This window comes from Arthrobacter sp. 7Tela_A1 (genome assembly GCF_049311065.1).
In the GTDB taxonomy this organism is placed as follows: Bacteria; Actinomycetota; Actinomycetes; order Actinomycetales; family Micrococcaceae; genus Arthrobacter_B.
This window is the reverse complement of the sequence record NZ_JAXIOO010000007.1, coordinates 97,620-121,252: the sequence shown is the minus strand read 5'-3', so window position 1 is coordinate 121,252 and position 23,633 is coordinate 97,620. Positions and strand designations below refer to the sequence as shown.

Sequence of the window (23,633 nt, the reverse complement as noted above, 5' to 3'; positions counted from 1 at the left end):
ACGGCCCGGAGCGGGAACGGGACCGCTTAGGTGCATCCGTCGCCGGCATCGGCGACGTCAACGGGGATGGCCTGGCCGACCTGGCCGTGGGGGGGGGGGGGGGCGCGCGGGGGGGGGGGGGGGCGCCCCCCGGGGGGCGGCGGCCGCGGGTCTGCTGACGGCGTCCTTCACGCGGAACACGCCGGGGCTCAGCGCGGGGACGGCAGTGCTCGTCTTTGCCTCTGCCCTTCTGTGGGCCGGGGAATTCGAACGGACTGTCCTACGTGCGCCGTTTGCGCCGGGCTACGGGGAACTCTGGCCGGCCTGGGGTGCGGCCTTGGCGCTGCAGGCTGCCCGGTTCATCATGTCCTTGGCGGAGCAGGTTCCCGGGACTGCACTGCGGCTGCGGATCATGGGCAGCGCCTCCTCGTGGCTGCTGGTTGCGGGTGCGGTTCCTGCCATGGCCGAACTCAACAGTTCTGCCGCAGCGGGTTCGCTGACCCTGCTGGCGGCCCTGGCTCTGGCGGTCCGGGAAGTGCCCGGCCGCCTTCGCGAGACGGCCACGGAGGCCGCAGTCCTTCCGGCTGCGCTCGCCGTGCAGCGCCTGATCTGGTGTGCCCTGGGGCCGGCGGACCTGTTTTGGTCCCTGCAGTACTGGGCAGCTGTCCTGGCCGGGGTTGCGGCCTGGGAGTTCCTCCGCCGCCGGGAGACCCGGGGCACCGTGGTGCTGGGCGCCGCAGCGGCCATCGTTTCCGGCAGCGGCCTGGGCACCGTCAGTTCGGGGGACTCCGGGCAGCAGCTGTGGGCACTTCTTGCCCACACCGCGCTGTTGGCCTTCGGCCTGCTGGCCAGCCGGAAGCTGTTCACGGTCTGGGGTGCAGCCGGAGTGGCCCTTGCAGTGCTCTGGTATCTGCGCGGTTACACGTTCCTGCTGCTGGCACTGCTCGCAGCCGGGCTGATCGGGCTGGCGGTCTGGCGGCTGACGAGGGTGCGTGCAGACCCCGAGGAAAGCCGGGAAAAGGAAGACAGCAGGGCCTGACGCCCCGGCGCCGGCTCCGCTAGGCTCAGGGAATGGAACTTCTGATCTTGCTGGTCATTGCAGCAGCCATCGTCGTAGGTGTGGGCTGGGGGCGCCGGCATTTTTCGTCTGAGATCGACAGGGCGAAGCGGATTCGCCGTGCCAACCGGCAGGACAAGCCCTAGCCGCAGGATTTCGGGGGCCCAGCCCCGCTGGGCTAGACTGAAGGAAAATGACGCGCCATGCGCCGGGGTATTCCGGGACGGGGCGCGTCCATATGCTAGAAGCCAGTCCCTGCCGGCAGACGCTGATTCGCGTTCTGCCGTTGGATCTGGCAAACTAGAGAAGTTGTTCAAGCGCTTTTGTGCCCGCACGCGCTGAGCAGGCCGCGAAAATCGGCTCTGTGTGCGTGATGAGATTGCGTCCCGGTCAGGATAATGCCTGGCGCAGGGTCGAATCCTTCAGGGGAAAAGCCCATATATAACCCGCCCCCATTCTTGAACGGGTGTTGCCAGTTTCGAATCTGCGACACGCCCGAGCGCGGGGGTCGGAGCCTCGGCAGGTTGAGGAACCCGGAGCTTCCGGATTCAGCTTGTTGGAGGAGCACCGGGGCCGACATGGCCGCCAGGGGCAAAAACTGTACAGAGAGCAATACTCGAAGAAAGAGGCACGACGCCATGGCGGGACAAAAAATCCGCATCCGGCTGAAGTCGTATGACCACGAGGTCATTGACGTATCAGCACGGAAGATCGTTGAGACGGTCACGCGTGCAGGCGCAACGGTAGTAGGCCCCGTGCCGCTGCCCACGGAAAAGAACGTGTACTGCGTTATCCGTTCGCCGCACAAGTACAAGGACAGCCGCGAGCACTTTGAAATGCGCACGCACAAGCGTCTGATCGACATCATTGACCCCACGCCTAAGGCCGTTGACTCGCTGATGCGTCTCGACCTGCCTGCAGACGTGAACATCGAAATCAAGCTGTAGGGGGGAGCAGATACTTATGTCTTCTTCACTTACCCGCCAGGTTAAGGGCCTCCTGGGCACCAAGCTGGGCATGACCCAGGTCTGGGACGAGAACAACAAGCTCATCCCCGTCACCGTGGTCCAGGCTGATTCCAACGTCATCACCCAGCTGCGCAATGCGGACAAGGACGGCTACACCGCCGTTCAGATCGGCTACGGCCAGATCGACCCCCGCAAGGTCACCAAGCCGCTGGCAGGCCACTTCGAAAAGGCAGGCGTTACGCCTCGCCGCCACGTCGTTGAGCTGCGCACCGCTGACGCCGACACCTACGAGCTCGGTCAGGAACTCTCTGTTGAGATGTTCGAAGCCGGCCAGAAGGTCGACGTCGTTGGCACCTCCAAGGGCAAGGGCTTCGCCGGTGTTATGAAGCGTCACGGCTTCCACGGTGTTGGCGCTTCCCACGGTGCTCACAAGAACCACCGCAAGCCCGGCTCGATTGGTGGCGCATCCACCCCCGGCCGCGTCTTCAAGGGTCTTCGGATGGCCGGCCGCATGGGCGCCGTCCGTCACACCACGATGAACCTCACCGTCCACGCCGTGGATGTTGAGAAGTCGCTGCTGCTGATCAAGGGTGCCGTCCCCGGCGCCCGCGGCCAGGTCGTCCTCGTACGCACCGCCGTGAAGGGAGCTTAGTCTCATGGCTAACAAAACCACTGTTGAATTCCCCGCAGCGATCTTCGACGTTCAGACGAACGTACCGCTGCTGCACCAGGTAGTAGTGGCACAGCTTGCCGCTGCCCGCCAGGGCACGCACAAGACGAAGACCCGCGCAGAGGTTAGCGGTGCAGGCCGCAAGCCGTTCAAGCAGAAGGGCACCGGCCGCGCCCGTCAGGGTTCAATCCGTGCTCCTCACATGACCGGTGGCGGCGTTGTCCACGGACCGACGCCCCGCGACTACAGCCAGCGCACCCCCAAGAAGATGATTGCTGCCGCACTTCGCGGAGCACTCTCTGACCGGGCACGCAACGGCCGCATCCATGTGCTGGATTCCCTGGTAGCCGGCGAAACGCCGTCGACCAAGGCAGCACGCGAAGCGCTGCGTTCACTTTCCGACCGCAAGAACATGCTCGTTGTCATCGAGCGCGCCAATGATGTTGCTGCACTTTCCGTGCGTAACCTCACGGCTGTTCACGTGATCTATGTAGATCAGCTGAACACCTACGACGTGCTTGTTGCCGATGACGTGGTCTTCACCAAGGCTGCCTACGACGAGTTCGTTGGCAAGAACACTGTCAAGGAGGACGCCAAGTGAGCGCGACCACCGCTAAGGATCCGCGCGACGTCGTGCTTGCACCCGTCGTCTCGGAAAAGAGCTACGGCCTGATCGACGAAGGTAAGTACACCTTCCTGGTCGACCCCCGCTCGAACAAGACCGAGATCAAGCTGGCCGTGGAGAAGATTTTCTCCGTCAAGGTCGACTCGATCAACACCATCAACCGTGCCGGTAAGCGCAAGCGGACCAAGTTCGGATGGGGACAGCGCAAGAGCACCAAGCGCGCGATTGTCACCCTGAAGGAAGGCACAATCGACATCTTCGGCGGTCCGCTCAGCTAGGGCGGAGACCACTTTAACGAGGAATAAATAATGGGAATCCGTAAATACAAGCCGACTACCCCGGGCCGTCGCGGCTCGAGCGTAGCCGACTTCACCGAAATCACGCGGTCGACGCCGGAAAAGTCTCTGGTTCGTCCGCTGCCCAAAAAGGGCGGCCGTAACAACACCGGCAAGATCACGACCAGGCACAAGGGTGGCGGACACAAGCGCCAGTACCGCCTGATCGACTTCCGCCGGCACGACAAGGACGGCGTCAACGCTCGCGTTGCCGAGATCGAATACGATCCGAACCGTACCGCTCGTATCGCGCTGCTGCACTACGTTGATGGCACCAAGCGTTACATCATTGCACCGAACAAGCTCAAGCAGGGCGACTTCGTAGAGGCCGGCGCCGGGGCTGACATCAAGCCCGGCAACAACCTGCCGCTGCGCAACATCCCCGTGGGTACCACCATCCACGCCGTTGAACTGCGTCCGGGCGGCGGCGCCAAGATGGCCCGCTCCGCCGGTGCTTCTGTTCAGCTCGTTGCCAAGGAAGGCCGCTTCGCACAGCTGCGTCTGCCCTCCGGTGAAATCCGCAACGTTGACGTGCGCTGCCGCGCAACCGTCGGCGAGGTCGGCAACGCCGAGCAGTCCAACATCAACTGGGGCAAGGCCGGCCGTATGCGCTGGAAGGGCGTTCGCCCGACCGTCCGCGGTGTCGCCATGAACCCGGTTGACCACCCGCATGGTGGTGGCGAAGGCAAGACCAGTGGTGGACGCCACCCGGTCAACCCGAACGGTAAGCGCGAAGGCCGCACCCGCCGCCCCAATAAAGAGAGCGACAAGCTTATTGTGCGTCGCCGTCGTTCCGGCAAGAACAAGCGATAGGAGCCTGGAAACATGCCACGCAGCCTGAAGAAAGGCCCCTTCGTCGACCAGCACCTGTTCCTTAAGGTAGCGGCCGAAAACGAAAAGGGCACCAAGAACGTCATCAAGACGTGGTCCCGCCGCTCGATGATCATCCCCGACATGCTCGGGCACACGATCGCCGTGCACGACGGACGCAAGCACATTCCGGTGTTTGTCACCGAGTCGATGGTCGGGCACAAGCTCGGCGAATTCGCTCTGACGCGTACATTCCGCGGCCATGTGAAGGACGACCGCAAGGGCAAGCGCCGCTAGGCGCTGCTCTTTCGGCAGAAGACGAGAGAAGGAAAGCAATGGAAGCCAAGGCAATTGCGCGTCATATCCGCGTAACGCCTATGAAGGCCCGGCGCGTCGTCAACCTTGTTCGTGGCAAGCAAGCGAATGAGGCATTGGCAATTCTGAAGTTTGCCCCCCAGGCAGCTTCGGAGCCGGTATTCAAGGTAGTTCAGTCGGCAATGGCCAACGCACGTGTCCTCGCGGACCGCGACGGCGTGGCCTTCGACGAAGGTGACCTCTACATCAGCGAAGCATTCGTTGACGAAGGACCCACCATGAAGCGGTTCCAGCCGCGTGCCCAGGGCCGCGCGTACCGCATCAACAAGCGCACCAGCCACGTCACCGTGGTTGTCGCAACCCCGAAGAACGAGGAGGACCGTTAAGTGGGACAGAAGGTAAACCCGCACGGGTTCCGACTCGGCATCACCACTGATCACGTTTCGCACTGGTTTGCTGACAGCAACAAGCCGGGCCAGCGTTACAAGGACTTTGTCCGCGAGGACATCAAGATCCGTCAGCTCATGTCCACGGGCATGGACCGCGCCGGCATCGCCAAGGTTGAGATCGAGCGCACCCGCGACCGTGTCCGTGTGGATATCCACACTGCACGTCCGGGCATCGTGATCGGCCGCCGCGGCGCCGAAGCAGACCGCATCCGCGGCGAGCTCGAAAAGCTCACCGGCAAGCAGGTTCAGCTGAACATCCTCGAGGTCAAGAACCCCGAGATGGAAGCACAGCTTGTTGCCCAGGGTGTTGCAGAGCAGCTTTCTTCCCGCGTGGCTTTCCGCCGTGCGATGAAGAAGGCCATCCAGTCCGCACAGCGTGCAGGTGCAAAGGGTATCCGTATCCAGTGCTCCGGCCGTCTGGGCGGCGCTGAAATGAGCCGTTCCGAGTTCTACCGCGAAGGCCGTGTGCCCCTGCACACCCTCCGCGCGAACATCGATTACGGCTTCTTCGAAGCAAAGACCACCTTCGGCCGCATCGGTGTGAAGGTCTGGATCTACAAGGGCGACGTCACCTCCAAGGAACTGGCTGCACAGCAGGCTGCTGCACCGTCCCGTGGACGTTCCAACGACCGTCCGGGCCGCGGCCCGGCCGACCGTGGGGACCGTGGCGGCGACCGTCGTCGTCGTCCCGAGCGTGCCGACAAGGCCGCCGCGCCTGCTGCAGAGGCTCCGGCCGCTGAGGCAGCTGCCCCCGCAGCAGAAGGAGGACAGGCTTAAATGCTTATCCCACGTCGAGTCAAATACCGTAAGCAGCACCACCCGGGTCGTTCCGGCGCTGCAACCGGTGGCACTGCAGTCAGCTTTGGTGAATGGGGTATCCAGGCTCTGACGCCTGCGTACGTCACCAACCGCCAGATCGAAGCTGCTCGTATTGCCATGACGCGCCACATCAAGCGCGGCGGCAAGGTCTGGATCAACATCTATCCTGACCGTCCGCTGACCAAGAAGCCTGCCGAAACCCGCATGGGTTCCGGTAAGGGTTCGCCGGAGTGGTGGGTTGCAAACGTCAAGCCGGGGCGGGTTCTCTTCGAACTCTCCGGTGTTTCCGAAGAGGTAGCTCGCGAGGCCCTGCGCCTGGCGATCCATAAGCTGCCGTTGAAGGCACGCATTGTGCGTCGCGAGGGTGGTGAATAGCAATGGCTATCGGTTCAAAGGAACTTGCAACTGATCAGCTGGACGGGTTCGACAACGAGCGTCTCGTTGAAGAACTTCGCAAGGCTAAGGAGGAGCTGTTCAACCTCCGTTTCCAGTCCGCCACCGGGCAGCTGGAAAACCATGGTCGCCTCCGCGCTGTCAAGCGCGACATCGCCCGCATCTACACGGTGCTGCGTGAGCGCGAGCTGGGAATTCGTCCCGAGGTCGTAGCTCCCGTCGAGGAAGCTGCCCCCGAGAAGAAGAAGTCCAAGAAGAAGGCTGCCGAGTCCGAAGCTCCGGCCGAGGTTGTCGAGGATGATGCCAAATGAGCGAAAACAAGAATGAGGCAGCAGTGACACCTGACGCTAACGGAGCCGATGCCCGCGGGTACCGGAAGACCGCTCGCGGCTACGTGGTCTCGGACAAGATGGATAAGACCATCGTTGTCGAGGTCGAAGACCGCGTGAAGCACGCACTGTACGGCAAGGTTCTTCGCCGCACGTCCAAGCGCAAGGCCCACGATGAGAAGAACGAGGCCGGCATCGGCGACCTCGTGCTGATCACCGAGACCCGGCCGCTCTCCGCTACCAAGCGGTGGCGCCTGGTCGAGGTCATCGAAAAGGCCAAGTAGCCCCAGGCTGCTACAGGCAAATACAGGCCGGTAGCGTGCCGGATCCCAGCAGCACCAGCTGCTGAATCCGGCACGCAGACGCCGTCCAAGCGTCAGGGCCCCGGCCGCGTTATCATTCGATTTCGCTTCCGGGGCCCTTTCGCGATAAACTTGAAATCTTGTCTGTGTGGTGCGGAAGCATGTCCTCTTTCGGGACGCTCTTCCTCACCGCCGAATGAGACAAAAGCCCGATAATCTTGTTCAGCATGGTGCTGTGGCTTGCGCTGCAGAGCGGTCCGTAAGGGACCGGTGCTGAGTACCAGTATTACGGGGTCCACCCATATCCGTTCCGCAAGGCTCAGAGTACTGAGAACCGGCGCGACGACAGGAGTAATAAGTGATTCAGCAGGAGTCGCGACTGAAGGTCGCCGACAACACGGGTGCCAAGGAAATCTTGACCATCCGCGTTCTCGGTGGATCCGGCCGTCGCTACGCAGGCATTGGCGACACCATTGTTGCCACCGTCAAGGATGCAATTCCCGGCGGCAACGTCAAGAAGGGCGATGTGGTCAAGGCCGTCATCGTCCGTACCAAGAAGGAACGCCGCCGCCAGGACGGTTCCTACATCAAGTTCGATGAGAACGCTGCAGTGATCTTGAAGAACGACGGCGACCCCCGTGGTACCCGTATCTTCGGCCCGGTTGGCCGCGAACTTCGCGACAAGAAGTTCATGAAGATCATTTCGCTGGCTCCGGAGGTGCTGTAGATCATGGCAAAGATCAAGAAGGGTGACCTGGTTCAGGTCATCACCGGTGCCAAGGCTGAGCGCGGCGGAGACCGCGGCAAGCAGGGCAAGGTTCTGAAGGTTTTCCCGGAGACCAACCGTGTCCTCGTTGAGGGCATCAACCGCGTCACCAAGCACACCAAGGTTGGCCAGTCCTCCCGTGGTTCCAAGACCGGCGGCATCGAGGTTGTTGAAGCCCCGATCCACGTTTCCAACGTGGCCGTTGTGGATCCCGAGACGAAGAAGCCCACCCGCGTTGGCTACCGCACCGAAACCGTCACGAAGGACGGCCGGACCCGCAACGTGCGCATCCGCGTCGCCAAGGGATCTGGGAAGGACCTCTAATGACTGAGACTGTCACCAAGATCGTCCCCCGTCTGAAGAACCGCTACGCAGCGGAAATCAAGCAGACTCTGCAGGACGAGTTCAACTACGCAAACGTCAACCAGGTTCCGCGCCTCGTCAAGGTCGTCGTGAACATGGGTGTTGGAGATGCCGCCAAGGACTCCAAGCTCATTGACGGCGCTGTACGCGACCTGACCGCGATCACCGGCCAGAAGCCGCAGATCACCAAGGCCCGCAAGTCGATCGCACAGTTCAAGCTGCGCGAAGGCATGCCGATCGGCGCGCACGCTACGCTGCGCGGCGACCGCATGTGGGAATTCGTGGACCGCCTGGTCACCCTGGCGCTTCCGCGTATCCGCGACTTCCGCGGCCTGAGCGGCAAGCAGTTCGACGGCAACGGCAACTACACGTTCGGCCTGACCGAGCAGTCGATGTTCCACGAAATCGATCAGGACAAGATCGACCGCGTACGCGGCATGGACATCACCGTGGTTACCACCGCAAAGACCGATGACGAGGGACGCGCGCTGCTGAAGGCGCTCGGCTTCCCGTTCAAATCCGAAGATTAATTACTACGTAAAAGGTCTGTTGCTTAACGCAGGGCACGCTCCGCGCCGAGCAGCAGAAACCGTTACGAGGGAGGGCTAGAGCCCACATGACAATGACAGATCCTGTCGCAGACATGCTTACGCGTCTGCGCAACGCAAACTCGGCTTACCACGATTCCGTGTCCATGCCGTACAGCAAGCTCAAGGCACGCGTTGCCGACATCCTGAAGGCCGAGGGTTACATCTCGGGCTGGAAGGAAGAAGAGGCTACGGTCGGCAAGACGCTGACCCTGGACCTCAAGTTCGGTCCGAACCGCGAGCGTTCCATCGCCGGCATCCGCCGCATCTCGAAGCCGGGCCTGCGTGTTTACGCAAAGTCCACCAACCTGCCGCGCGTACTGGGCGGGCTGGGCATCGCCATCCTGTCGACGTCGTCAGGTCTGCTGACCGACCGCCAGGCCGCCAAGAAGGGTGTGGGTGGGGAAGTCCTCGCCTACGTCTGGTAGCAGGGAAGGGAAAGAATAATGTCACGTATTGGACGTCTGCCCATCTCTGTCCCCGCCGGAGTCGACGTTGCCATTGACGGCAACACCGTTTCGGTCAAGGGTTCCAAGGGCGAGCTGAGCCACGTTGTGCCCAGCCCGATCACTGTTTCCCTGGACGAGAACACCATCACCGTCGCCCGCCCCAATGACGAGCGCGAATCCCGTTCCCTCCACGGCCTGACCCGCACCCTGATCTCCAACATGATCACCGGTGTGACCGAAGGCTACAAGAAGGACCTGGAAATCGTTGGCACCGGTTACCGTGTGCAGGCCAAGGGCTCGGACCTCGAGTTCGCCCTGGGCTACAGCCACCCGGTATCCGTGAAGGCTCCGGAGGGCATCACGCTCACCGTTACGGGCCCGACCAAGCTCACCGTTTCCGGCATTGACAAGCAGCAGGTCGGCGAGGTTTCCGCCAACATCCGCAAGCTGCGCAAGCCTGACCCCTACAAGGGCAAGGGCATTCGTTACGCCGGCGAGATTGTCCGCCGCAAGGTCGGAAAGGCTGGTAAGTAATCATGGCCATCAGCATCAATAAGAAGCGCAATTCCAAGAGCAAGTCCGCTTCCCGGAGCCGCCGCCAGCTGCGGATCCGCAAGCGTATTGCCGGCACCGCGGCCCGTCCGCGCCTTGTCGTCAACCGCTCTTCGCGCCACGTGTTCGTCCAGGTTGTCGATGACAGCCGCGGCGTAACCGTTGCATCCGCGTCCACCATGGAAGCAGACCTGCGTTCCATGGAGGGCGACAAGACTGCCAAGTCAAAGCGCGTCGGCGAGCTCGTTGCCGAACGTGCCAAGGCTGCCGGCGTCGAAGCCGTGGTCTTTGACCGCGGCGGCAACCGCTACCACGGCCGCATTGCGGCTGTCGCAGACGGCGCACGCGAAGGTGGGCTGGCACTGTGACCGAGGTAAACAAGGAAAAGGAAAATCAGGTGACTGAAGCTACATCTGCTGAGGCAACTGAGACCAAGGAAACCGCTGCCGCAGGCAACGACGACCGCCGCGGCGGCCGCCGGGGCGAGCAGCGCTCCGACCGTGGAGGCCGTGACCGCGGCGGACGCGGCGGACGCGACGGCGGACGCAATGATGACAAGGACAAGTTCATTGAACGCGTCGTTACCATCAACCGCGTCGCCAAGGTGGTCAAGGGTGGTCGTCGCTTCAGCTTCACCGCCCTGGTAGTTGTCGGCGACGGCAACGGCATGGTCGGCGTTGGCTACGGCAAGGCAAAGGAAGTTCCCTCGGCTATCGCCAAGGCAGTCGAGGAAGCGAAGAAGTCCTTCTTCCGCGTTCCCCGCATTGCCGGCACCGTCCCGCACCTGGTGCAGGGCGAGGCAGCCGCAGGCGTTGTCCTGCTGCGTCCGGCTTCCCCGGGTACCGGCGTTATCGCCGGCGGTCCGGTCCGAGCCATCCTCGAGTGCGCAGGCATCCACGACGTGCTCTCCAAGTCGCTGGGTTCCTCCAACGCGATCAACATCGTGCACGCCACGGTTGACGCGCTGAAGCGCCTCGAAGAGCCGCAGGCAGTGGCTGCACGCCGCGGTCTGCCGCTGGACGAAGTTGCTCCCGCAGCGATGATCCGCAACATGCAGAAGGCTGGTGCATGATGAGTACTCCTAAGCGCGTTGCCGTCAGCTCGGCACAGCTGGAAATTACCCAGATTAAGTCCACCATCGGTGGTAAGCAGAATCAGCGCGACACGCTGCGTTCACTCGGCCTGAAGCACATCGGCGACACCGTCGTCCGCAGTGCAGATGCCGTGACCGTTGGCATGATCAACACGGTTCCGCACCTCGTGAAGGTTGAGGAGGCGAAGTAACATGGCTGAAGATAACAAAGCTCTGAAGGTCCACCACCTGCGTCCTGCTCCGGGTGCCAAGACGGCTAAGACCCGTGTTGGCCGCGGTGAAGGTTCCAAGGGTAAGACCGCAGGCCGCGGTACCAAGGGAACGGCTGCCCGTTACCAGGTCAAGGCCGGTTTCGCAGGCGGGCAGCTTCCGCTGCACATGCGCCTGCCGAAGCTGCGCGGCTTCAAGAACCCGTTCAAGGTCGAGTTCCAGGTTGTCAACCTGGACAAGATCTCCGAACTGTTCCCCGAAGGCGGCGAGGTCACTGTTGAGGACCTCGTAGCCAAGGGTGCCGTTCGCAAGAACCAGCCCGTCAAGGTGCTGGGCACCGGCGACATCACCGTCAAGGTTGATGTGAAGGCCAACGCCTTCTCGGCCAGTGCCGCGGACAAGATCGCTGCAGCGGGCGGATCGACCACGGCGCTCTAAGCACCGTGACCAGCGCACAGGTTTCGCTGACGGGGCCCGGTTTTCCAGGCGCCGTCAGCGGCCTGTGCACTCTGCCGCTGTTCACTAAGCTCCCGGCAGGCCGAGATACCGGCCGGCCGGGGGCTTAGTGTTTTTAACACCGCAAGAAGCCGTTTGTGCCGGTGACGCAACACACGGCCTGAGCGGATAGACTCAGTTTCTGTTACTGTCCCGCCGGGACTCATTCCACACTTTCTTCAGGAGGACGCTTGCTTAGCGCTATTGGCCGGGCTTTCCGGACGCCAGACCTGCGACGCAAGCTGTTGTTTACGCTGGGAATCATCACTATCTTCCGCATGGGTGCTTTTATCCCGGCCCCGGGTGTTGACTACGGCAATGTGCAGCAGTGCTTGGCTCTTGGTGCTACCTCTGGTGGCCTGTATGAGTTCGTGAACCTCTTCAGCGGCGGTGCCCTGCTGCAGGTCTCAGTCTTCGCCCTCGGCATCATGCCGTACATCACCGCCAGCATCATTGTGCAGCTGCTGCGCGTAGTGATTCCGCACTTCCAGGCGCTTTATGAGGAAGGCCAGCAGGGCCAGTCAACGCTGACGCAGTACACGCGTTACCTGACGATCGCCCTTGGCCTGCTGAACGCCACGACCGTCGTGTCCCTGGCCCGCTCCGGAGCACTGTTCAACAACATGTGCTCGGTGCCGATCATCCCGGACGACAACATCATCACCATCCTGCTGCTGATCATCACCCTGACAGCCGGTACCGGCCTGATCATGTGGATGGGCGAGCTTGTCACGGAGAAGGGCGTCGGCAACGGCATGTCCCTGCTGATCTTCACCTCCATCGTCGCCAGCTTCCCCAGCGCACTAGGTGCGATCCTCTCCGCCCAGGGCTGGACAATCTTCCTCGGCGTGATTGGCATCGGTATCCTCACGGTCGCCCTCGTTATCTTTGTCGAGCAGTCCCAGCGCCGTGTTCCCGTGCAGTACGCCAAGCGGATGGTCGGCCGCCGCACCGTCGGCGGTACCAACACGTACATTCCGATCAAGGTCAACATGGCCGGCGTGATCCCCGTGATCTTTGCATCGTCGATGCTCTACCTGCCGTCGCTGCTGGCACAGTTCAACACCCCCTCGGACGGATCTGCTCCGCCGGAATGGGTCGTCTGGATCAACAACTACCTGACATCGGGCGACCACCCGCTCTACATGGCCGTGTACTTCCTGATGATCGTCTTCTTCACGTACTTCTACGTGTCGATCACGTTCAACCCGGAGGAAGTCTCGGAGAACATGAAGAAGTACGGCGGGTTCATTCCCGGAATCCGTGCCGGCCGCCCCACCGCCGAATACCTGCAGTACGTGCTCTCCCGCATTACCCTGCCCGGCGCCCTTTACCTGGGCCTTGTTGCCCTTATTCCGCTGATTGCCCTGGTGCTGGTCGGGGCAAACCAGAACTTCCCGTTCGGCGGAACCTCGATCCTCATCATGGTTGGTGTGGGCCTCGAGACGGTCAAACAAATTGACGCGCAGCTCCAGCAGCGTCACTACGAAGGGTTATTGCGATGACACGACTGCTCATTATTGGGCCCCCCGGTGCGGGCAAGGGAACTCAGGCAACACGTATCTCCGAGCGCCTCGGTGTCACCGCCATTTCCACCGGAGACATCTTCCGTTCCAACGTGAAGAACCTGACCCCGCTGGGTATCGAAGCCAAGAAGTACATCGACGCCGGCAACTTTGTCCCTGACGAGGTCACCAACAACATGGTGCGGTCCCGTCTCCAGGAAGATGACGTCCAGGACGGCTTCCTGCTGGACGGCTACCCGCGCACAGCAGCGCAGGTAGAGGAACTGGATAACATCCTCGCCGCCAGCGGCGACAGCCTGGATGCAGTCCTCCTGCTGACGGCCGATGACGAGGAACTTGTCCAGCGTCTGCTTAAGCGTGCCGAAATCGAAGGCCGCGCCGATGACAACGAAGAAGTCATCCGGCACCGCCTTGAGCTGTACAGGCAGCAGACCGCCGACGTCGTCGAAAGCTATGAGAAGCGCGGAATCGTTGCACGCGTGGACGGGCTCGGCGACATCGACGAGGTCACCGAACGCGTAATGCAGGCACTCAAGCAAACCAGCTAGTTAGAAGGCGGGACGTTGGCACAGCCGCGGATCCAGTACAAGACAAATGCGCAGATGCGCACCATGCGCGAAGCAGGCCTGGTGCTTATCAAGGCGCTGGACGAGGCCGTTGCTGCCGCCCGCCCAGGCGTCACCACGGCGGAGATCGACAAAGTCTTTGCCGGGGTGCTCGCCGAGGCCGGCGCGACGTCGAACTTCCTGGGCTACTACGGTTTCCCGGCCACCATCTGTACTTCGGTGAATGAAGAAGTCGTCCACGGCATCCCGGGAAACCGGGTACTGAACGACGGCGACATCATCTCGATCGACGGCGGTGCGATAGTTGACGGCTGGCATTCGGATTCAGCCCGCACCGTGATTGTCGGAACGCCCGATCCGGAGGACCAGCGGCTCTCAGACGTCACCGAGAACGCCATGTGGCACGGGATTGCCGCCGCCGCGAAGGGCCGCTTCGTGGGGGACATTGGTGCTGCCATAGACGACTATGTCAGCAGCGTTCCCGGCAAGCCGCTGGGTATCCTCGAAGACTATGTCGGCCACGGCATTGGCTCGGAGATGCACCAGGCGCCGGATGTGCTGAACTACAGGACCAGCCACCGCGGTCCGAAGTTGAAGGCCGGAATGTGCCTGGCCATCGAACCGATGCTGGTCCGCGGCGGGATAGAGACGGCAACGCTCGAGGACGACTGGACAGTGGTGACCACTGACGGGGCGCGCTCCTGCCAGTGGGAACACACCGTGGCGATCCACGAGAAGGGGATCTGGGTGCTGACCGCACCCGACGGCGGCGCCTCCCGGCTCGAACCACTGGGGGTCACCCCCGTGCCGGTTCCCTAACGTCCGCTGGTGCTTCGAGGCCCGTCCCGCTTTCTGCGGGGCGGGCCTTGCGCGTACCCGGGCTCCGGTACCACTGGAGACAGAAGACAAACACCACAAGAAGCTCGACCGCCCCGCCGGCGTAGTACATCGCCATCGCGCCGGATTCGGCCTCGCCGGCCGATATCCCCGGGGGAGGGGCGGCAGCCAGGGACTTGGCGAGGACGTTGTGGGCTGCGATGGTCAGGATCAGGACGCCCGCCCGCAGCGGCAGGGATGCGCGGTGCGGATTCGGGTCCCGGCCGATGAGGGCAGCAGTCCAGAGGTAGCCTGCTGCCAGCAGATGGAACGTGACCAGCCAGTGGACCGGAGCCTGCGTTCGCATGGCGTCGAAGACAGGGGTCCGGAACATGACCAGCATGCCGCCGGTGTTCAGGACGGCGGCAGTGACGGGGAACGCGAGGAAACGTGCCGGGCGGCTGCGCAGGAGCCGCACCAGACGGCGCGACGGGACGGGATCCATGATCCGCAGGGCCAGTGTTACCGGACGGCCCAGGACCAGCAGGGCCGGGCCCAGCATGCCTGCCAGGACATGGGAAAAGCTGAGCAGGGTGAAATCCGCATGGGCGCGTTCGGCGAACGGGCCCGCAACCGTAGCCAGGACAGCTGCGATGCCCGCGGTGAAGGACAATGTCCGGAGCATCGGCCACGTACCGGCACGCGGGGCCAAGGCCGCAGCCCAATAAGCTGCTGCGGCGGCACCGGCCGGGACCAGGAAAAGCAGTTCAACCGGTACGCCGCCGGACGAATGCGTGTGCAGCATCATCAGGACCGCGGGAGGGGCTCGGCATCCCGGGTGCGGAAGACCAGGAAGGCCCCTGCCGCCAGCATCAGCACGGCGGCAATGTTCCAGGTGAGATCGTAGGGCAGCAGGGCAACGTCGTACCGGATTTGGTGGAGGGTCAGCAACTTGTGCTGCACCGTTCCGTCGTAGAGCTGGAAACCGCCGGTGCCCAGCAGTACGGATCCGGCCCAGCGGGCTGGTATCAGCGCGCGGTGCCGGCGGAGATCGGCGAAAAGGAACAGGCCGGCGACGACGGCGAACCAGCCGAAGGCATGGAACAGGCCATCGGAGAACAAGCCTGCCGCCGTGGTCGACTTGTCATAGAAGTGATGCCACTGCAGGAGCTGGTGGAACACGACTTCGTCGACGAATGCCGCGATTCCAATCCCGACAAACACGCCGGAAAGAAGGTTCCTGCGGCGCGGCCTGAACGGGGCAGTGCGTGAGGAATTCATGCCGAGACCTTAGCAGACCCGGCTCCCGGCCCTACGAACCGAAGCCGGGGCTGCACTATGGAAGCGCAACAGGCATGCGGTGACGGCGGACCGGGATTTAACTTATCCGGCCCCGTGCCGTAGAGTTATCTGTTGGTTGTCTCTACATTCGTGCCCAATTCCATCCCTCTGCAGTGGACGGAAGAGGAACGGGGAGGGGCGCCAAACACAAAAACCGCTGCCCGGGCAATCAAGGGCAGCACAGACGTTAGCGGAGGATATGGCCAAGAAAGACGGCGTCATAGAGATTGAGGGCTCGGTCAACGAAGCCCTGCCCAATGCGATGTTCCGCGTTGAGCTGGCCAACGGCCACATTGTGCTCGCACACATCTCGGGAAAGATGCGTCAACACTACATTCGCATCCTCCCCGGAGACCGCGTTGTGGTGGAACTTAGCCCGTACGACCTCACCCGGGGCCGTATCGTCTACCGCTACAAGTAACAACACAGGCTCCGGCAGTCCGTAAAGGAAGGCTGGAGCTCAACCCTGCAACCACGCAAAGGAAAACCATGAAGGTCCAGCCGAGCGTCAAGCAGATCTGCGATAAGTGCAAGGTGATTCGCCGTAACGGCCGAGTCATGGTGATCTGCGAGAACCCGCGCCACAAGCAGCGCCAGGGCTAATAAGCGGTTACTGTCCAGGGATCCTCGGGTCCAGGGGCGCGCTAAGCCCACGCGTAGTAATTGAATATGGCAGTACAGCGTCTGATACGCGTGACGCATACCCCCGGTACGGAGGCCGGGGACCTGGTAACAGGGACGTACTGCTTCAGACCTCCGGTAACACCAAAGGAGAACCGCCAATATGGCACGTCTCGCCGGCGTAGACATCCCCCGCGAAAAGCGGGTTGTCATTGCGCTTACTTACATCTACGGCGTGGGCAAGACCCGTGCAGAGCAGACCCTGGCAGAGACCGGCATCAGCCCGGACACTCGCGTCAAGGACCTCAGCGATGCTGAACTCGTTCAGCTGCGTGACTACATCGAGGGCAACTTCAAGGTTGAGGGTGACCTCCGCCGCGAGGTAGCAGCCGACATCCGCCGCAAGGTTGAAATCGGCTCCTACCAGGGCATCCGCCACCGCCGCGGCATGCCTGTCCATGGCCAGCGCACCAAGACCAACGCTCGTACCCGCAAGGGCCCGAAGCGCACCGTTGCCGGTAAGAAGAAGGCCGGCCGCTAAATAACGCGGTCCAGGCCATGACCTGCACAGCCAGGTCACCTAAACCAAACTCTTTGTAGGAGAAGTAATGCCCCCCAAGACTCGTGGAGCGGTACGCAAGCCGCGTCGCAAGGATAAGAAGAATATCGCGCTGGGCCAGGCGCATATCAAGAGCACTTTCAACAACACCATCGTGTCCATCACGGACCCGACCGGTGCTGTTATCTCATGGGCTTCCGCCGGTGAGGTTGGCTTCAAGGGCTCCCGTAAGTCCACCCCGTTCGCTGCGCAGATGGCTGCTGAAGCCGCTGCCAAGCGTGCACAGGAGCACGGCGTCCGCAAGGTCGACGTCTTCGTGAAGGGTCCGGGATCCGGCCGCGAGACCGCGATCCGTTCGCTCCAGGCCACCGGCCTTGAAGTTGGCACCATCCAGGATGTCACCCCGAGCGCTCACAACGGCTGCCGTCCCCCGAAGCGCCGCCGCGTCTAATTCGCATTCGTTGCCGGTGCCGGTGCCGCCGCTGACTGTTTGTTTCGCAGACAGTCCGGCGGCACCGGCCCGGGTGCGAGGCTGCTAGCCGTCCAAGACGCGCGCGGGGGTGTCCCCGTCGTCGTCGTTTCCACCATTTGTGTTGCGTCATATAGCGGACGCTCGCTGAAAGGAAATGCAAGTGCTCATTGCACAGCGCCCCACCCTCACTGAAGAAGTCGTAGCCGACAACCGCTCCCGGTTCATCATCGAACCGCTGGAGCCGGGCTTTGGCTACACCCTCGGCAACTCCCTCCGCCGTACGCTGCTGTCCTCCATCCCCGGTGCTGCCGTAACCAGCATCCGGATCGACGGAGTTCTGCACGAGTTCACCACCGTTCCGGGCGTCAAGGAGGATGTCACTGAGATCATCCTTAACGTCAAGAACCTCTCGGTGTCCTCCGAGCATGACGAGCCCGTCGTGGCTTACCTGCGCAAGCAGGGTCCCGGCGTCGTCACCGCAGCGGACATCGCTCCGCCGGCCGGCGTGGAGTTCCACAACCCGGATCTGCACATCGCCACCCTGAACTCGAAGGGCAAGTTCGAACTCGAACTGACCATCGAGCGTGGACGTGGCTACGTTTCCGCAAGCCAGAACAAGTCCGGTGACCAGGAGATCGGCCGTATCCCGGTTGACTCCATCTACTCGCCGGTCCTGAAGGTAACCTTCCGCGTGGAGGCCACCCGTGTCGAGCAGCGCACCGACTTCGACCGCCTGATCGTCGACGTCGAAACCAAGGATGCCATTGCACCCCGCGACGCTGTCGCGTCCGCAGGCACCACCCTGGTTGAGCTTTTCGGCCTGGCCCGTGAACTGAACACCGCAGCAGAAGGCATTGAAATTGGCCCGAGCCCGACGGATGCCGCTTTGGCAGCCGACATGGCCCTGCCGATTGAGGACCTTGAGCTGACCGTGCGCTCCTACAACTGCCTCAAGCGCGAAGGCATCCACACCGTGGGTGAACTCGTAGCCCGCTCCGAGGCTGACCTGATGGACATTCGTAACTTCGGTGCGAAGTCCATCGACGAGGTGAAGGCAAAGCTGGTCGAACTGGGTCTGTCCCTGAAGGATTCCCCTCCCGGGTTTGATCTGGCCGCCCGCGCCGCAGCCATCGAAGAGGACGAGTCCGAGTTCTCGGACGACGAGCTCTAAACACGCAAAATCTTGCCGTAAGTGCCATGAGGTACTTCAGCGGCACCGTTTGAGGAGAAAATGTAATGCCTACACCCACCAAGGGTAAGCGCCTCGGAGGCAGCCCGGCTCACCAGCGCCTGATGCTGGCGAACCTGGCAGCCCAGCTGTTCGAGCACAAGCAGATCACCACCACGGTGACCAAGGCCAAGCGCCTGCGCCCGTACGCCGAGCGCCTGATCACCTTCGCAAAGCGTGGAGACCTGTCTTCCCGCCGCCGCGTCCTGGCTCTGATCTCTGACAAGGGCCTCGTTCACGAGCTCTTCACCGAGATCGCACCGGCCGTTGCACAGCGCGACGGCGGCTACACCCGCATCACCAAGATCGGCAACCGCAAGGGCGACAACGCTCCCATGGCCGTCATCGAACTGGTGCTGGAACCGCTTTCCGCCAAGCAGTCCGTCGTAGCAGAGGCATCCACCGCTGCTGCTGCCGCTGCTCCGGCTCCGGTTGCCGAGTCCGCTGACTCCGCTGAGTCCGGCGAATCTGCTGACTCGGCCGAATCTGCTGACTCTGCTGAGTCGGCCGAATCCGCTGAGTCCGCTGACGAAGCCGCTGAGGAAACCGAAGAGAAGAAGTAATTCTCTGAAATACCCGTTGTGCCCTTAATATTGGGGTTATGACTAGTGAGAGGCCCGCCGTTCCGTATCCGGACGGCGGGCTTCTTCGTATCCGCCTGGACCTTTCCTACGATGGAGCCCCTTTTGCGGGCTGGGCCGTCCAGCCCGGGCTCCTCACCGTGCAGGGCACCCTGGAAGCTGCCCTTGCCGTGCTCTTCCGCCGTCCGGTCCGCGTTACCGTAGCCGGCCGCACCGATGCAGGGGTCCATGCCAGGGGGCAGGTAGTGCATTTCGATGCCACCGAAAGCGAGTGGCTTGCCATTGCCCGGGACAAGGAGCCCGCCGTAGCGCTGCAGCGCAGGCTGCGCGGGGTGCTGAACCGGGAGCTGACGGTCCCGCTCAAAGAACAGCACGTGGCCCGGCGGGCCGTGGAAGCCCGTGCCGGCGCCATCGAGGTCCGCGGCGTTTCCCTGGCGCCGGAAGGCTTTGATGCGCGTTTTAGCGCCCTGTGGCGGAGGTACAGCTACCGGATAGCCGACCGTGAGGAAAACCGGGACCCGCTCCTGCGCAGCGTGACCCTCTGGAACAAGGTCCCCGTCAGTGAGGAAGCCATGAACGAGGCCGCAGCCGGCGTGCTGGGGGTCCAGGACTTCCTTTCGTTCTGCAAACCGCGGCAGGGCGCCACCACCGTCCGGGAACTCCAGGAGTTTTCCTTTACCCGAGGACCGGACGGCATCCTGCGGGCCCACCTGCAGGCAGACGCGTTCTGCCACAACATGGTCCGTTCGCTGATTGGCGGGGCACTGCTTGTCGGGGCGGGGGAGCGCAGGCCGCAGTGGCTGGCTGAGCGCATGTTCGCGCGTGTCCGGGATTCGAAATCCAAGCTGGCCCCGCCGCACCCGCTGGTTCTGGAAGAAGTCCGGTACCCGGAACCGGCCCAGCTGCTGGCCCGGGCGGAAGCTACCAGGGCGCGGAGGGAATAGAATGCAAGGTGTGAACATCTTGCATGCATGAGGGCTTTTGACCTGACCCCGCAAGCAGGCTATTGTTTATAGTCGTTGTGCGTGTCCTACCTCGATAGGTCTATGCCCACGGGAGCGGCTCAGTTGCAGAGCCACCTGGCCCCGGGGAGATAGCCGAGATCTCAGGACCACTGGTTACATCAGTCCTCACCTGACCATCCGGTAACGCATAGAGAAGCTGCGCGGCGTATGGCATCCATACGCGGCGCGCCACCTAAGAAGAAGAAACGAAGGCAAACACCGTGCGTACGTACACCCCGAAGCCCGGCGACATCAACCGCCAGTGGCACGTCATTGACGCCACCGACGTTGTCCTAGGCCGTCTTGCCAGCCAGACCGCAACACTGCTGCGCGGAAAGCACAAGCCGACCTTTGCTCCCCACATGGACATGGGCGATTTCGTCATCATCATCAACGCTGAGAAGGTTGCCCTGACCGGCGCCAAGCTCGAACAGAAGCGTGCCTACCGCCACTCCGGTTTCCCGGGCGGCCTGTCCTCCGTCAACTATGCCGAACTGCTGGAAAAGAACCCGGTGCGTGCAGTTGAGAAGGCCATTCGCGGCATGCTGCCCAAGAACTCCCTCGCTGCACAGCAGATGGGCAAGCTCAAGGTCTACAAGGGTGCCGAGCACCCCCACGCCGCACAGCAGCCCAAGACCTTCGAAATCACCCAGGTCGCCCAGTAGTTCTGGCCCGCCAACTAAGAAATTAATTCAAGGAGAATCGTGGCTCAGAACACTGAAGAGCTGAATGAAAACACCGAGGAGCTCACCAGCTACACCTCGGAATCCCCTGACGCTGCCGAGGCAGCAGTCAAGGAGCGCCCGGCACTGACCGTCGCCGGTTCCGCAGTTGGCCGCCGCAAGGAAGCAATCGCCCGCGTGCGTGTTGTTCCCGGTACCGGCAAGTGGATCGTCAACGGCCGCGAGCTTGCTGACTACTTCCCGAACAAGCTGCACCAGCAGGAAGTCAACGAGCCGTTCAAGCTCCTCGACCTCGACGGCGCCTACGACGTCATCGCCCGCATCCACGGCGGCGGCGCATCCGGCCAGGCCGGCGCACTGCGTCTCGGCGTGGCTCGCTCGCTGAACGAGATCGACCGCGAGAACAACCGCCCGGCCCTGAAGAAGGCTGGCTTCCTCACTCGTGACGCCCGCGTCATCGAGCGCAAGAAGGCCGGTCTGAAGAAGGCCCGCAAGGCACCTCAGTACTCCAAGCGCTAATCCAGCGCTACCCAACGGGCAGGCGCTGGAGCGCCTGCCCTTCGGGGCCCTCGCGCCGTATTGGCGCTTGGCTCCACAAGCGCTAATCCAGCTTGGAACCAGGCGCTGGAGCGCCTGCCCCACGGGGCACTACCGCCGCCCCCCCCCCCCGGCCGGGGGTTCGCTGTTTTTTGCCCCGTAGAAGGGACGCAAAACACATGGTTTTGGGCGCGGAAAATCCCCTTGAGCCACCTTTTTCTCGCCGGCAGCCTGCGGGTATTTCGCCCGCGGACTTCGCTAAGTGGCAGAATAGGCCCCGGGGTCGCAGCACGGCGCCCTTTTCCGGGCAGCCGCACGGGTGGCTACTACATGCTTTAAGGATTCTGGAACATGACACGACTGTTTGGCACTGACGGGGTACGCGGGCTGGCCAACGGCCTGATTACGGCTGAAGTGGCACTGGGGCTGGCGCAGGCAGCGGCAGTGGTTCTGGGGCACCGCCAGGTTCCTGCAGGCAAGCGGCCAGTCGCTGTCGTCGCGCGGGATCCACGCATCAGCGGCGACTTCATTTCGGCAGCCATTGAAGCAGGCCTGGCCAGCTCAGGCATCGATGTCTTCGATGCCGGGGTCCTGCCCACCCCGGCAGCCGCGTACCTCGTTGCCGACCTCGAGGCCGACTTCGGCGTCATGATTTCCGCCTCCCACAACGCTGCCCCCGACAACGGCATCAAATTCCTGGCCCGCGGCGGGCAGAAACTCGACGACGCGCTGGAAGATGCGATCGAAGCTGAGATGGATGCGCCCAGCCCCCGGCCCACAGGTGCCGCTGTCGGCCGCATCAAACGCTTTGCGGACGCTGAGGACCGCTACATCGTGCACCTGCTGCAGACGCTGCCACACCGCCTGGACGGGCTGAAGGTTGTCCTTGACTGTGCCCATGGGGCGGCCAGCGGCTGCTCACCCCAGGTCTTTGCCGACGCAGGTGCGGAAGTGATCGTCATCGGAGCCGAACCGGACGGCATCAACATCAACGACGGTTACGGCTCCACCCACCTGCAGCCCCTTCAGGCTGCCGTGCTGGAACATGCGGCCGACCTCGGCATCGCCCACGACGGCGATGCGGACCGCTGCCTGGCAGTGGACGCGGAAGGCAACGTCGTCGACGGCGACCAGATCATGGCCATCATGGCCGTCGCCATGAAGGCGTCGGGAGAACTCAAGGACGACGCCCTTGTAGCCACAGTCATGAGCAACCTCGGCCTCAAGCTGGCGCTGCGCGAAGCAGGCATCAGCATCCGGGAGACCGGGGTGGGGGACCGGTATGTGCTCGAAGCCATGCGTGAAGGCGGCTACAGCCTCGGCGGCGAGCAGTCCGGGCATGTGATCTTTTCGCAGTACGCCACGACCGGCGACGGAGTCCTGACTGGCCTGCAGCTGGCCGCCCAGGTCGCCAAGACCGGACGCAGCCTGAAGCAGCTGGCCAGCATCATGACGAAAATGCCCCAGGTCCTCATCAACGTCAAGGACGTGGACAAGTCTGCCGCGTCCACGCACGAGACAGTTCGCCAGGCCGTAATCGATGCCCAGGAAAAGCTGGGCGAGACCGGGCGCGTCCTGCTGCGTCCGTCCGGCACCGAGCCGCTGGTGCGGGTGATGGTCGAAGCGGAAGACATGGATACCGCCCAGGCGGTAGCTGAGAAACTCGCCGCCACGGTTGAAGCGAATCTCTCCCTCACGCCGTCCGAGGGTGCCAGCGTCTAGGCGGAGGGGCGCTGGGAAACCAGTTCGTCCCGGATCTCGGTAAGCAGGGCAATCTGCGGGTCCACGGACTGTGCCGGCACAATTCCCATGCGCCGGTTACGCCGTTCAATCATCTTGTTCATGGGCAGCACGATCACGAAGTAGACCGTGGCCGCTACCAGCAGGAAATTGACCACTGCCGTGAGCAGAACCCCGAACTGGATAGCGTTTCCGTTCAGATTCACCACAGCGAAACTGTCGAAATTCGGCGAGCCGACCAGACCGGATATGAACGGCATCAGCACTGCGGAAACCATGGCGTTGACCACCGCGGTGAACGCCGTGCCGATGATGACGGCAACGGCAAGGTCGAGCACGTTGCCCTTCATGATGAAGTCTTTGAAACCTTTAAGCATCGGCCAAGACTATCGG

The 23,633-nt window shown here is 62.8% G+C and carries 38 protein-coding genes; 35 read left to right on the top strand and 3 right to left on the bottom strand.

Annotated elements, in window-relative coordinates:
- The first annotated feature begins 205 nt into the window (after positions 1 to 205).
- The 25 genes from TVB01_RS05115 to map all read left to right on the top strand — a co-directional run bounded on the left by TVB01_RS05115 (position 206) and on the right by map (position 14,477).
- Entirely contained in the window at positions 206 to 1,018 is an 813-nt protein-coding gene (locus TVB01_RS05115) for a hypothetical protein (protein WP_422454624.1), read from the top strand.
- A gap of 32 nt (positions 1,019 to 1,050) precedes the next feature.
- Positions 1,051 to 1,182 carry a hypothetical protein gene (locus TVB01_RS05110; RefSeq protein WP_422454623.1) on the top strand — a complete coding sequence of 44 codons (132 nt, stop codon included), beginning with the start codon at positions 1,051 to 1,053 and terminating at the stop codon, positions 1,180 to 1,182.
- Positions 1,183 to 1,674: 492 nt separating this feature from the next.
- Entirely contained in the window at positions 1,675 to 1,983 is a 309-nt protein-coding gene (gene rpsJ / locus TVB01_RS05105; protein WP_003803825.1) for a 30S ribosomal protein S10, read from the top strand.
- 16 nt (positions 1,984 to 1,999) lie between these two features.
- Positions 2,000 to 2,656 carry a 50S ribosomal protein L3 gene (gene rplC / locus TVB01_RS05100; RefSeq protein ID WP_227894277.1) on the top strand — a complete coding sequence of 219 codons (657 nt, stop codon included), beginning with the start codon at positions 2,000 to 2,002 and terminating at the stop codon, positions 2,654 to 2,656.
- A 4-nt stretch (positions 2,657 to 2,660) separates the two neighbouring features.
- The gene (gene rplD / locus TVB01_RS05095) at positions 2,661 to 3,275 is read left to right on the top strand and encodes a 50S ribosomal protein L4 (RefSeq protein WP_422454621.1); all 615 of its coding nucleotides are present in this window, start codon (positions 2,661 to 2,663) and stop codon (positions 3,273 to 3,275) included.
- Positions 3,272 to 3,577, top strand: coding sequence for a 50S ribosomal protein L23 (gene rplW, locus TVB01_RS05090; RefSeq protein WP_055239348.1), 306 nt, complete (start codon positions 3,272 to 3,274; stop codon positions 3,575 to 3,577). The genes rplD and rplW overlap by 4 nt, the downstream gene beginning before the upstream one ends.
- Before the next feature lie 30 nt (positions 3,578 to 3,607).
- Entirely contained in the window at positions 3,608 to 4,447 is an 840-nt protein-coding gene (gene rplB / locus TVB01_RS05085; protein WP_227894279.1) for a 50S ribosomal protein L2, read from the top strand.
- A 12-nt stretch (positions 4,448 to 4,459) separates the two neighbouring features.
- A complete protein-coding gene (rpsS, locus tag TVB01_RS05080; RefSeq protein ID WP_104052734.1) occupies positions 4,460 to 4,741 on the top strand; it encodes a 30S ribosomal protein S19 in 282 nt (93 codons plus the stop codon).
- 38 nt (positions 4,742 to 4,779) lie between these two features.
- Complete coding sequence (rplV, locus tag TVB01_RS05075; protein WP_066295929.1) at positions 4,780 to 5,145, top strand: 50S ribosomal protein L22; 366 nt, start codon at positions 4,780 to 4,782, stop codon at positions 5,143 to 5,145.
- Positions 5,146 to 5,985 carry a 30S ribosomal protein S3 gene (rpsC, locus tag TVB01_RS05070; protein WP_227894280.1) on the top strand — a complete coding sequence of 280 codons (840 nt, stop codon included), beginning with the start codon at positions 5,146 to 5,148 and terminating at the stop codon, positions 5,983 to 5,985.
- Positions 5,986 to 6,402 (top strand): 50S ribosomal protein L16, encoded by a 417-nt coding sequence (gene rplP, locus TVB01_RS05065; protein ID WP_055239353.1) that lies wholly within the window; start codon positions 5,986 to 5,988, stop codon positions 6,400 to 6,402.
- Positions 6,403 to 6,404: 2 nt separating this feature from the next.
- Positions 6,405 to 6,731 (top strand): 50S ribosomal protein L29, encoded by a 327-nt coding sequence (gene rpmC, locus TVB01_RS05060; protein ID WP_422454618.1) that lies wholly within the window; start codon positions 6,405 to 6,407, stop codon positions 6,729 to 6,731.
- The gene (gene rpsQ, locus TVB01_RS05055; RefSeq protein WP_422454616.1) at positions 6,728 to 7,033 is read left to right on the top strand and encodes a 30S ribosomal protein S17; all 306 of its coding nucleotides are present in this window, start codon (positions 6,728 to 6,730) and stop codon (positions 7,031 to 7,033) included. The genes rpmC and rpsQ overlap by 4 nt, the downstream gene beginning before the upstream one ends.
- 376 nt (positions 7,034 to 7,409) lie before the next feature.
- Entirely contained in the window at positions 7,410 to 7,778 is a 369-nt protein-coding gene (rplN, locus tag TVB01_RS05050; RefSeq protein WP_055239356.1) for a 50S ribosomal protein L14, read from the top strand.
- A 3-nt stretch (positions 7,779 to 7,781) separates the two neighbouring features.
- A complete protein-coding gene (gene rplX / locus TVB01_RS05045; RefSeq protein WP_227894282.1) occupies positions 7,782 to 8,141 on the top strand; it encodes a 50S ribosomal protein L24 in 360 nt (119 codons plus the stop codon).
- Positions 8,141 to 8,710: a 50S ribosomal protein L5 gene (gene rplE / locus TVB01_RS05040; protein ID WP_422454615.1), complete on the top strand. Its 570-nt coding sequence runs from the start codon at positions 8,141 to 8,143 to the stop codon at positions 8,708 to 8,710. The genes rplX and rplE overlap by 1 nt, the downstream gene beginning before the upstream one ends.
- A gap of 86 nt (positions 8,711 to 8,796) precedes the next feature.
- Positions 8,797 to 9,195 carry a 30S ribosomal protein S8 gene (rpsH, locus tag TVB01_RS05035; protein WP_227894284.1) on the top strand — a complete coding sequence of 133 codons (399 nt, stop codon included), beginning with the start codon at positions 8,797 to 8,799 and terminating at the stop codon, positions 9,193 to 9,195.
- A gap of 18 nt (positions 9,196 to 9,213) precedes the next feature.
- Complete coding sequence (rplF, locus tag TVB01_RS05030; protein WP_227894285.1) at positions 9,214 to 9,750, top strand: 50S ribosomal protein L6; 537 nt, start codon at positions 9,214 to 9,216, stop codon at positions 9,748 to 9,750.
- Positions 9,751 to 9,752: 2 nt separating this feature from the next.
- Entirely contained in the window at positions 9,753 to 10,136 is a 384-nt protein-coding gene (gene rplR, locus TVB01_RS05025) for a 50S ribosomal protein L18 (protein ID WP_227894286.1), read from the top strand.
- Positions 10,137 to 10,165: 29 nt separating this feature from the next.
- A complete protein-coding gene (rpsE, locus tag TVB01_RS05020) occupies positions 10,166 to 10,840 on the top strand; it encodes a 30S ribosomal protein S5 (protein ID WP_176697540.1) in 675 nt (224 codons plus the stop codon).
- A complete protein-coding gene (gene rpmD / locus TVB01_RS05015) occupies positions 10,840 to 11,052 on the top strand; it encodes a 50S ribosomal protein L30 (RefSeq protein WP_227894583.1) in 213 nt (70 codons plus the stop codon). The genes rpsE and rpmD overlap by 1 nt, the downstream gene beginning before the upstream one ends.
- A gap of 1 nt (position 11,053) precedes the next feature.
- The gene (gene rplO, locus TVB01_RS05010) at positions 11,054 to 11,509 is read left to right on the top strand and encodes a 50S ribosomal protein L15 (protein WP_422454613.1); all 456 of its coding nucleotides are present in this window, start codon (positions 11,054 to 11,056) and stop codon (positions 11,507 to 11,509) included.
- Positions 11,510 to 11,757: 248 nt separating this feature from the next.
- Positions 11,758 to 13,071, top strand: a complete 1,314-nt coding sequence (secY, locus tag TVB01_RS05005; RefSeq protein WP_422454612.1) for a preprotein translocase subunit SecY — start codon at positions 11,758 to 11,760, stop codon at positions 13,069 to 13,071.
- A complete protein-coding gene (locus TVB01_RS05000) occupies positions 13,068 to 13,640 on the top strand; it encodes an adenylate kinase (protein ID WP_422454611.1) in 573 nt (190 codons plus the stop codon). Before secY ends, TVB01_RS05000 begins: the two co-directional genes overlap by 4 nt.
- 15 nt (positions 13,641 to 13,655) lie before the next feature.
- Positions 13,656 to 14,477: a type I methionyl aminopeptidase gene (gene map, locus TVB01_RS04995; RefSeq protein ID WP_422454609.1), complete on the top strand. Its 822-nt coding sequence runs from the start codon at positions 13,656 to 13,658 to the stop codon at positions 14,475 to 14,477.
- Here the strand turns inward: map and TVB01_RS04990 are convergent.
- Together TVB01_RS04990 and TVB01_RS04985 are read right to left on the bottom strand one after the other, a co-directional pair.
- Positions 14,455 to 15,282 (bottom strand): cytochrome c oxidase assembly protein, encoded by an 828-nt coding sequence (locus TVB01_RS04990; protein WP_422454607.1) that lies wholly within the window; start codon positions 15,280 to 15,282, stop codon positions 14,455 to 14,457. The genes map and TVB01_RS04990 overlap by 23 nt on opposite strands.
- Positions 15,282 to 15,755: a DUF2243 domain-containing protein gene (locus TVB01_RS04985; RefSeq protein ID WP_422454605.1), complete on the bottom strand. Its 474-nt coding sequence runs from the start codon at positions 15,753 to 15,755 to the stop codon at positions 15,282 to 15,284. Before TVB01_RS04985 ends, TVB01_RS04990 begins: the two co-directional genes overlap by 1 nt.
- A gap of 259 nt (positions 15,756 to 16,014) precedes the next feature.
- Between TVB01_RS04985 and infA the strand changes: the two genes are divergently transcribed.
- The 10 genes from infA (at position 16,015) to glmM (ending at position 23,222) form a co-directional block, all read left to right on the top strand.
- A complete protein-coding gene (infA, locus tag TVB01_RS04980; RefSeq protein ID WP_055239372.1) occupies positions 16,015 to 16,236 on the top strand; it encodes a translation initiation factor IF-1 in 222 nt (73 codons plus the stop codon).
- Between the two features lie 68 nt (positions 16,237 to 16,304).
- Positions 16,305 to 16,418, top strand: a complete 114-nt coding sequence (gene rpmJ / locus TVB01_RS04975) for a 50S ribosomal protein L36 (RefSeq protein WP_012397712.1) — start codon at positions 16,305 to 16,307, stop codon at positions 16,416 to 16,418.
- Positions 16,419 to 16,599: 181 nt separating this feature from the next.
- Positions 16,600 to 16,977 carry a 30S ribosomal protein S13 gene (rpsM, locus tag TVB01_RS04970; RefSeq protein WP_227894305.1) on the top strand — a complete coding sequence of 126 codons (378 nt, stop codon included), beginning with the start codon at positions 16,600 to 16,602 and terminating at the stop codon, positions 16,975 to 16,977.
- A gap of 67 nt (positions 16,978 to 17,044) precedes the next feature.
- A complete protein-coding gene (gene rpsK / locus TVB01_RS04965) occupies positions 17,045 to 17,446 on the top strand; it encodes a 30S ribosomal protein S11 (RefSeq protein WP_055239374.1) in 402 nt (133 codons plus the stop codon).
- 181 nt (positions 17,447 to 17,627) lie between these two features.
- Positions 17,628 to 18,638 (top strand): DNA-directed RNA polymerase subunit alpha, encoded by a 1,011-nt coding sequence (locus tag TVB01_RS04960; protein ID WP_055239375.1) that lies wholly within the window; start codon positions 17,628 to 17,630, stop codon positions 18,636 to 18,638.
- A gap of 65 nt (positions 18,639 to 18,703) precedes the next feature.
- Positions 18,704 to 19,258, top strand: a complete 555-nt coding sequence (rplQ, locus tag TVB01_RS04955; RefSeq protein WP_422454603.1) for a 50S ribosomal protein L17 — start codon at positions 18,704 to 18,706, stop codon at positions 19,256 to 19,258.
- Between the two features lie 38 nt (positions 19,259 to 19,296).
- Positions 19,297 to 20,220, top strand: coding sequence for a tRNA pseudouridine synthase A (locus TVB01_RS04950; protein WP_422454601.1), 924 nt, complete (start codon positions 19,297 to 19,299; stop codon positions 20,218 to 20,220).
- A gap of 281 nt (positions 20,221 to 20,501) precedes the next feature.
- Positions 20,502 to 20,945, top strand: a complete 444-nt coding sequence (rplM, locus tag TVB01_RS04945; protein ID WP_055239378.1) for a 50S ribosomal protein L13 — start codon at positions 20,502 to 20,504, stop codon at positions 20,943 to 20,945.
- Between the two features lie 39 nt (positions 20,946 to 20,984).
- The gene (rpsI, locus tag TVB01_RS04940; RefSeq protein ID WP_227894312.1) at positions 20,985 to 21,482 is read left to right on the top strand and encodes a 30S ribosomal protein S9; all 498 of its coding nucleotides are present in this window, start codon (positions 20,985 to 20,987) and stop codon (positions 21,480 to 21,482) included.
- 369 nt (positions 21,483 to 21,851) lie between these two features.
- On the top strand, positions 21,852 to 23,222 hold the full coding sequence (glmM, locus tag TVB01_RS04935) for a phosphoglucosamine mutase (protein ID WP_422454599.1): 1,371 nt from the start codon (positions 21,852 to 21,854) through the stop codon (positions 23,220 to 23,222).
- On the opposite strand, the gene mscL is transcribed toward glmM, so the two are convergent.
- Positions 23,219 to 23,617 carry a large conductance mechanosensitive channel protein MscL gene (mscL, locus tag TVB01_RS04930; RefSeq protein WP_422454597.1) on the bottom strand — a complete coding sequence of 133 codons (399 nt, stop codon included), beginning with the start codon at positions 23,615 to 23,617 and terminating at the stop codon, positions 23,219 to 23,221. The genes glmM and mscL overlap by 4 nt on opposite strands.
- Positions 23,618 to 23,633 lie beyond the last annotated feature (16 nt).

What these genes read in the sequence shown, in the direction of transcription:
- TVB01_RS05110 (WP_422454623.1), top strand. Translation starts at nt 1,051, where the DNA reads ATGGAACTTCTGATCTTGCTGGTCATTGCAGCAGCCATCGTCGTAGGT.
- rpsJ (WP_003803825.1), top strand. Translation starts at nt 1,675, where the DNA reads ATGGCGGGACAAAAAATCCGCATCCGGCTGAAGTCGTATGACCACGAG.
- rplC (WP_227894277.1), top strand. Translation starts at nt 2,000, where the DNA reads ATGTCTTCTTCACTTACCCGCCAGGTTAAGGGCCTCCTGGGCACCAAG.
- rplD (WP_422454621.1), top strand. Translation starts at nt 2,661, where the DNA reads ATGGCTAACAAAACCACTGTTGAATTCCCCGCAGCGATCTTCGACGTT.
- rplB (WP_227894279.1), top strand. Translation starts at nt 3,608, where the DNA reads ATGGGAATCCGTAAATACAAGCCGACTACCCCGGGCCGTCGCGGCTCG.
- rpsS (WP_104052734.1), top strand. Translation starts at nt 4,460, where the DNA reads ATGCCACGCAGCCTGAAGAAAGGCCCCTTCGTCGACCAGCACCTGTTC.
- rplV (WP_066295929.1), top strand. Translation starts at nt 4,780, where the DNA reads ATGGAAGCCAAGGCAATTGCGCGTCATATCCGCGTAACGCCTATGAAG.
- rplP (WP_055239353.1), top strand. Translation starts at nt 5,986, where the DNA reads ATGCTTATCCCACGTCGAGTCAAATACCGTAAGCAGCACCACCCGGGT.
- rpmC (WP_422454618.1), top strand. Translation starts at nt 6,405, where the DNA reads ATGGCTATCGGTTCAAAGGAACTTGCAACTGATCAGCTGGACGGGTTC.
- rpsQ (WP_422454616.1), top strand. Translation starts at nt 6,728, where the DNA reads ATGAGCGAAAACAAGAATGAGGCAGCAGTGACACCTGACGCTAACGGA.
- rplX (WP_227894282.1), top strand. Translation starts at nt 7,782, where the DNA reads ATGGCAAAGATCAAGAAGGGTGACCTGGTTCAGGTCATCACCGGTGCC.
- rplE (WP_422454615.1), top strand. Translation starts at nt 8,141, where the DNA reads ATGACTGAGACTGTCACCAAGATCGTCCCCCGTCTGAAGAACCGCTAC.
- rpsH (WP_227894284.1), top strand. Translation starts at nt 8,797, where the DNA reads ATGACAATGACAGATCCTGTCGCAGACATGCTTACGCGTCTGCGCAAC.
- rplF (WP_227894285.1), top strand. Translation starts at nt 9,214, where the DNA reads ATGTCACGTATTGGACGTCTGCCCATCTCTGTCCCCGCCGGAGTCGAC.
- rplR (WP_227894286.1), top strand. Translation starts at nt 9,753, where the DNA reads ATGGCCATCAGCATCAATAAGAAGCGCAATTCCAAGAGCAAGTCCGCT.
- rpmD (WP_227894583.1), top strand. Translation starts at nt 10,840, where the DNA reads ATGAGTACTCCTAAGCGCGTTGCCGTCAGCTCGGCACAGCTGGAAATT.
- rplO (WP_422454613.1), top strand. Translation starts at nt 11,054, where the DNA reads ATGGCTGAAGATAACAAAGCTCTGAAGGTCCACCACCTGCGTCCTGCT.
- TVB01_RS05000 (WP_422454611.1), top strand. Translation starts at nt 13,068, where the DNA reads ATGACACGACTGCTCATTATTGGGCCCCCCGGTGCGGGCAAGGGAACT.
- TVB01_RS04990 (WP_422454607.1), bottom strand. Translation starts at nt 15,282, where the DNA reads ATGATGCTGCACACGCATTCGTCCGGCGGCGTACCGGTTGAACTGCTT.
- TVB01_RS04985 (WP_422454605.1), bottom strand. Translation starts at nt 15,755, where the DNA reads ATGAATTCCTCACGCACTGCCCCGTTCAGGCCGCGCCGCAGGAACCTT.
- infA (WP_055239372.1), top strand. Translation starts at nt 16,015, where the DNA reads ATGGCCAAGAAAGACGGCGTCATAGAGATTGAGGGCTCGGTCAACGAA.
- rpmJ (WP_012397712.1), top strand. Translation starts at nt 16,305, where the DNA reads ATGAAGGTCCAGCCGAGCGTCAAGCAGATCTGCGATAAGTGCAAGGTG.
- rpsM (WP_227894305.1), top strand. Translation starts at nt 16,600, where the DNA reads ATGGCACGTCTCGCCGGCGTAGACATCCCCCGCGAAAAGCGGGTTGTC.
- rpsK (WP_055239374.1), top strand. Translation starts at nt 17,045, where the DNA reads ATGCCCCCCAAGACTCGTGGAGCGGTACGCAAGCCGCGTCGCAAGGAT.
- rplQ (WP_422454603.1), top strand. Translation starts at nt 18,704, where the DNA reads ATGCCTACACCCACCAAGGGTAAGCGCCTCGGAGGCAGCCCGGCTCAC.
- TVB01_RS04950 (WP_422454601.1), top strand. Translation starts at nt 19,297, where the DNA reads ATGACTAGTGAGAGGCCCGCCGTTCCGTATCCGGACGGCGGGCTTCTT.
- glmM (WP_422454599.1), top strand. Translation starts at nt 21,852, where the DNA reads ATGACACGACTGTTTGGCACTGACGGGGTACGCGGGCTGGCCAACGGC.
- mscL (WP_422454597.1), bottom strand. Translation starts at nt 23,617, where the DNA reads ATGCTTAAAGGTTTCAAAGACTTCATCATGAAGGGCAACGTGCTCGAC.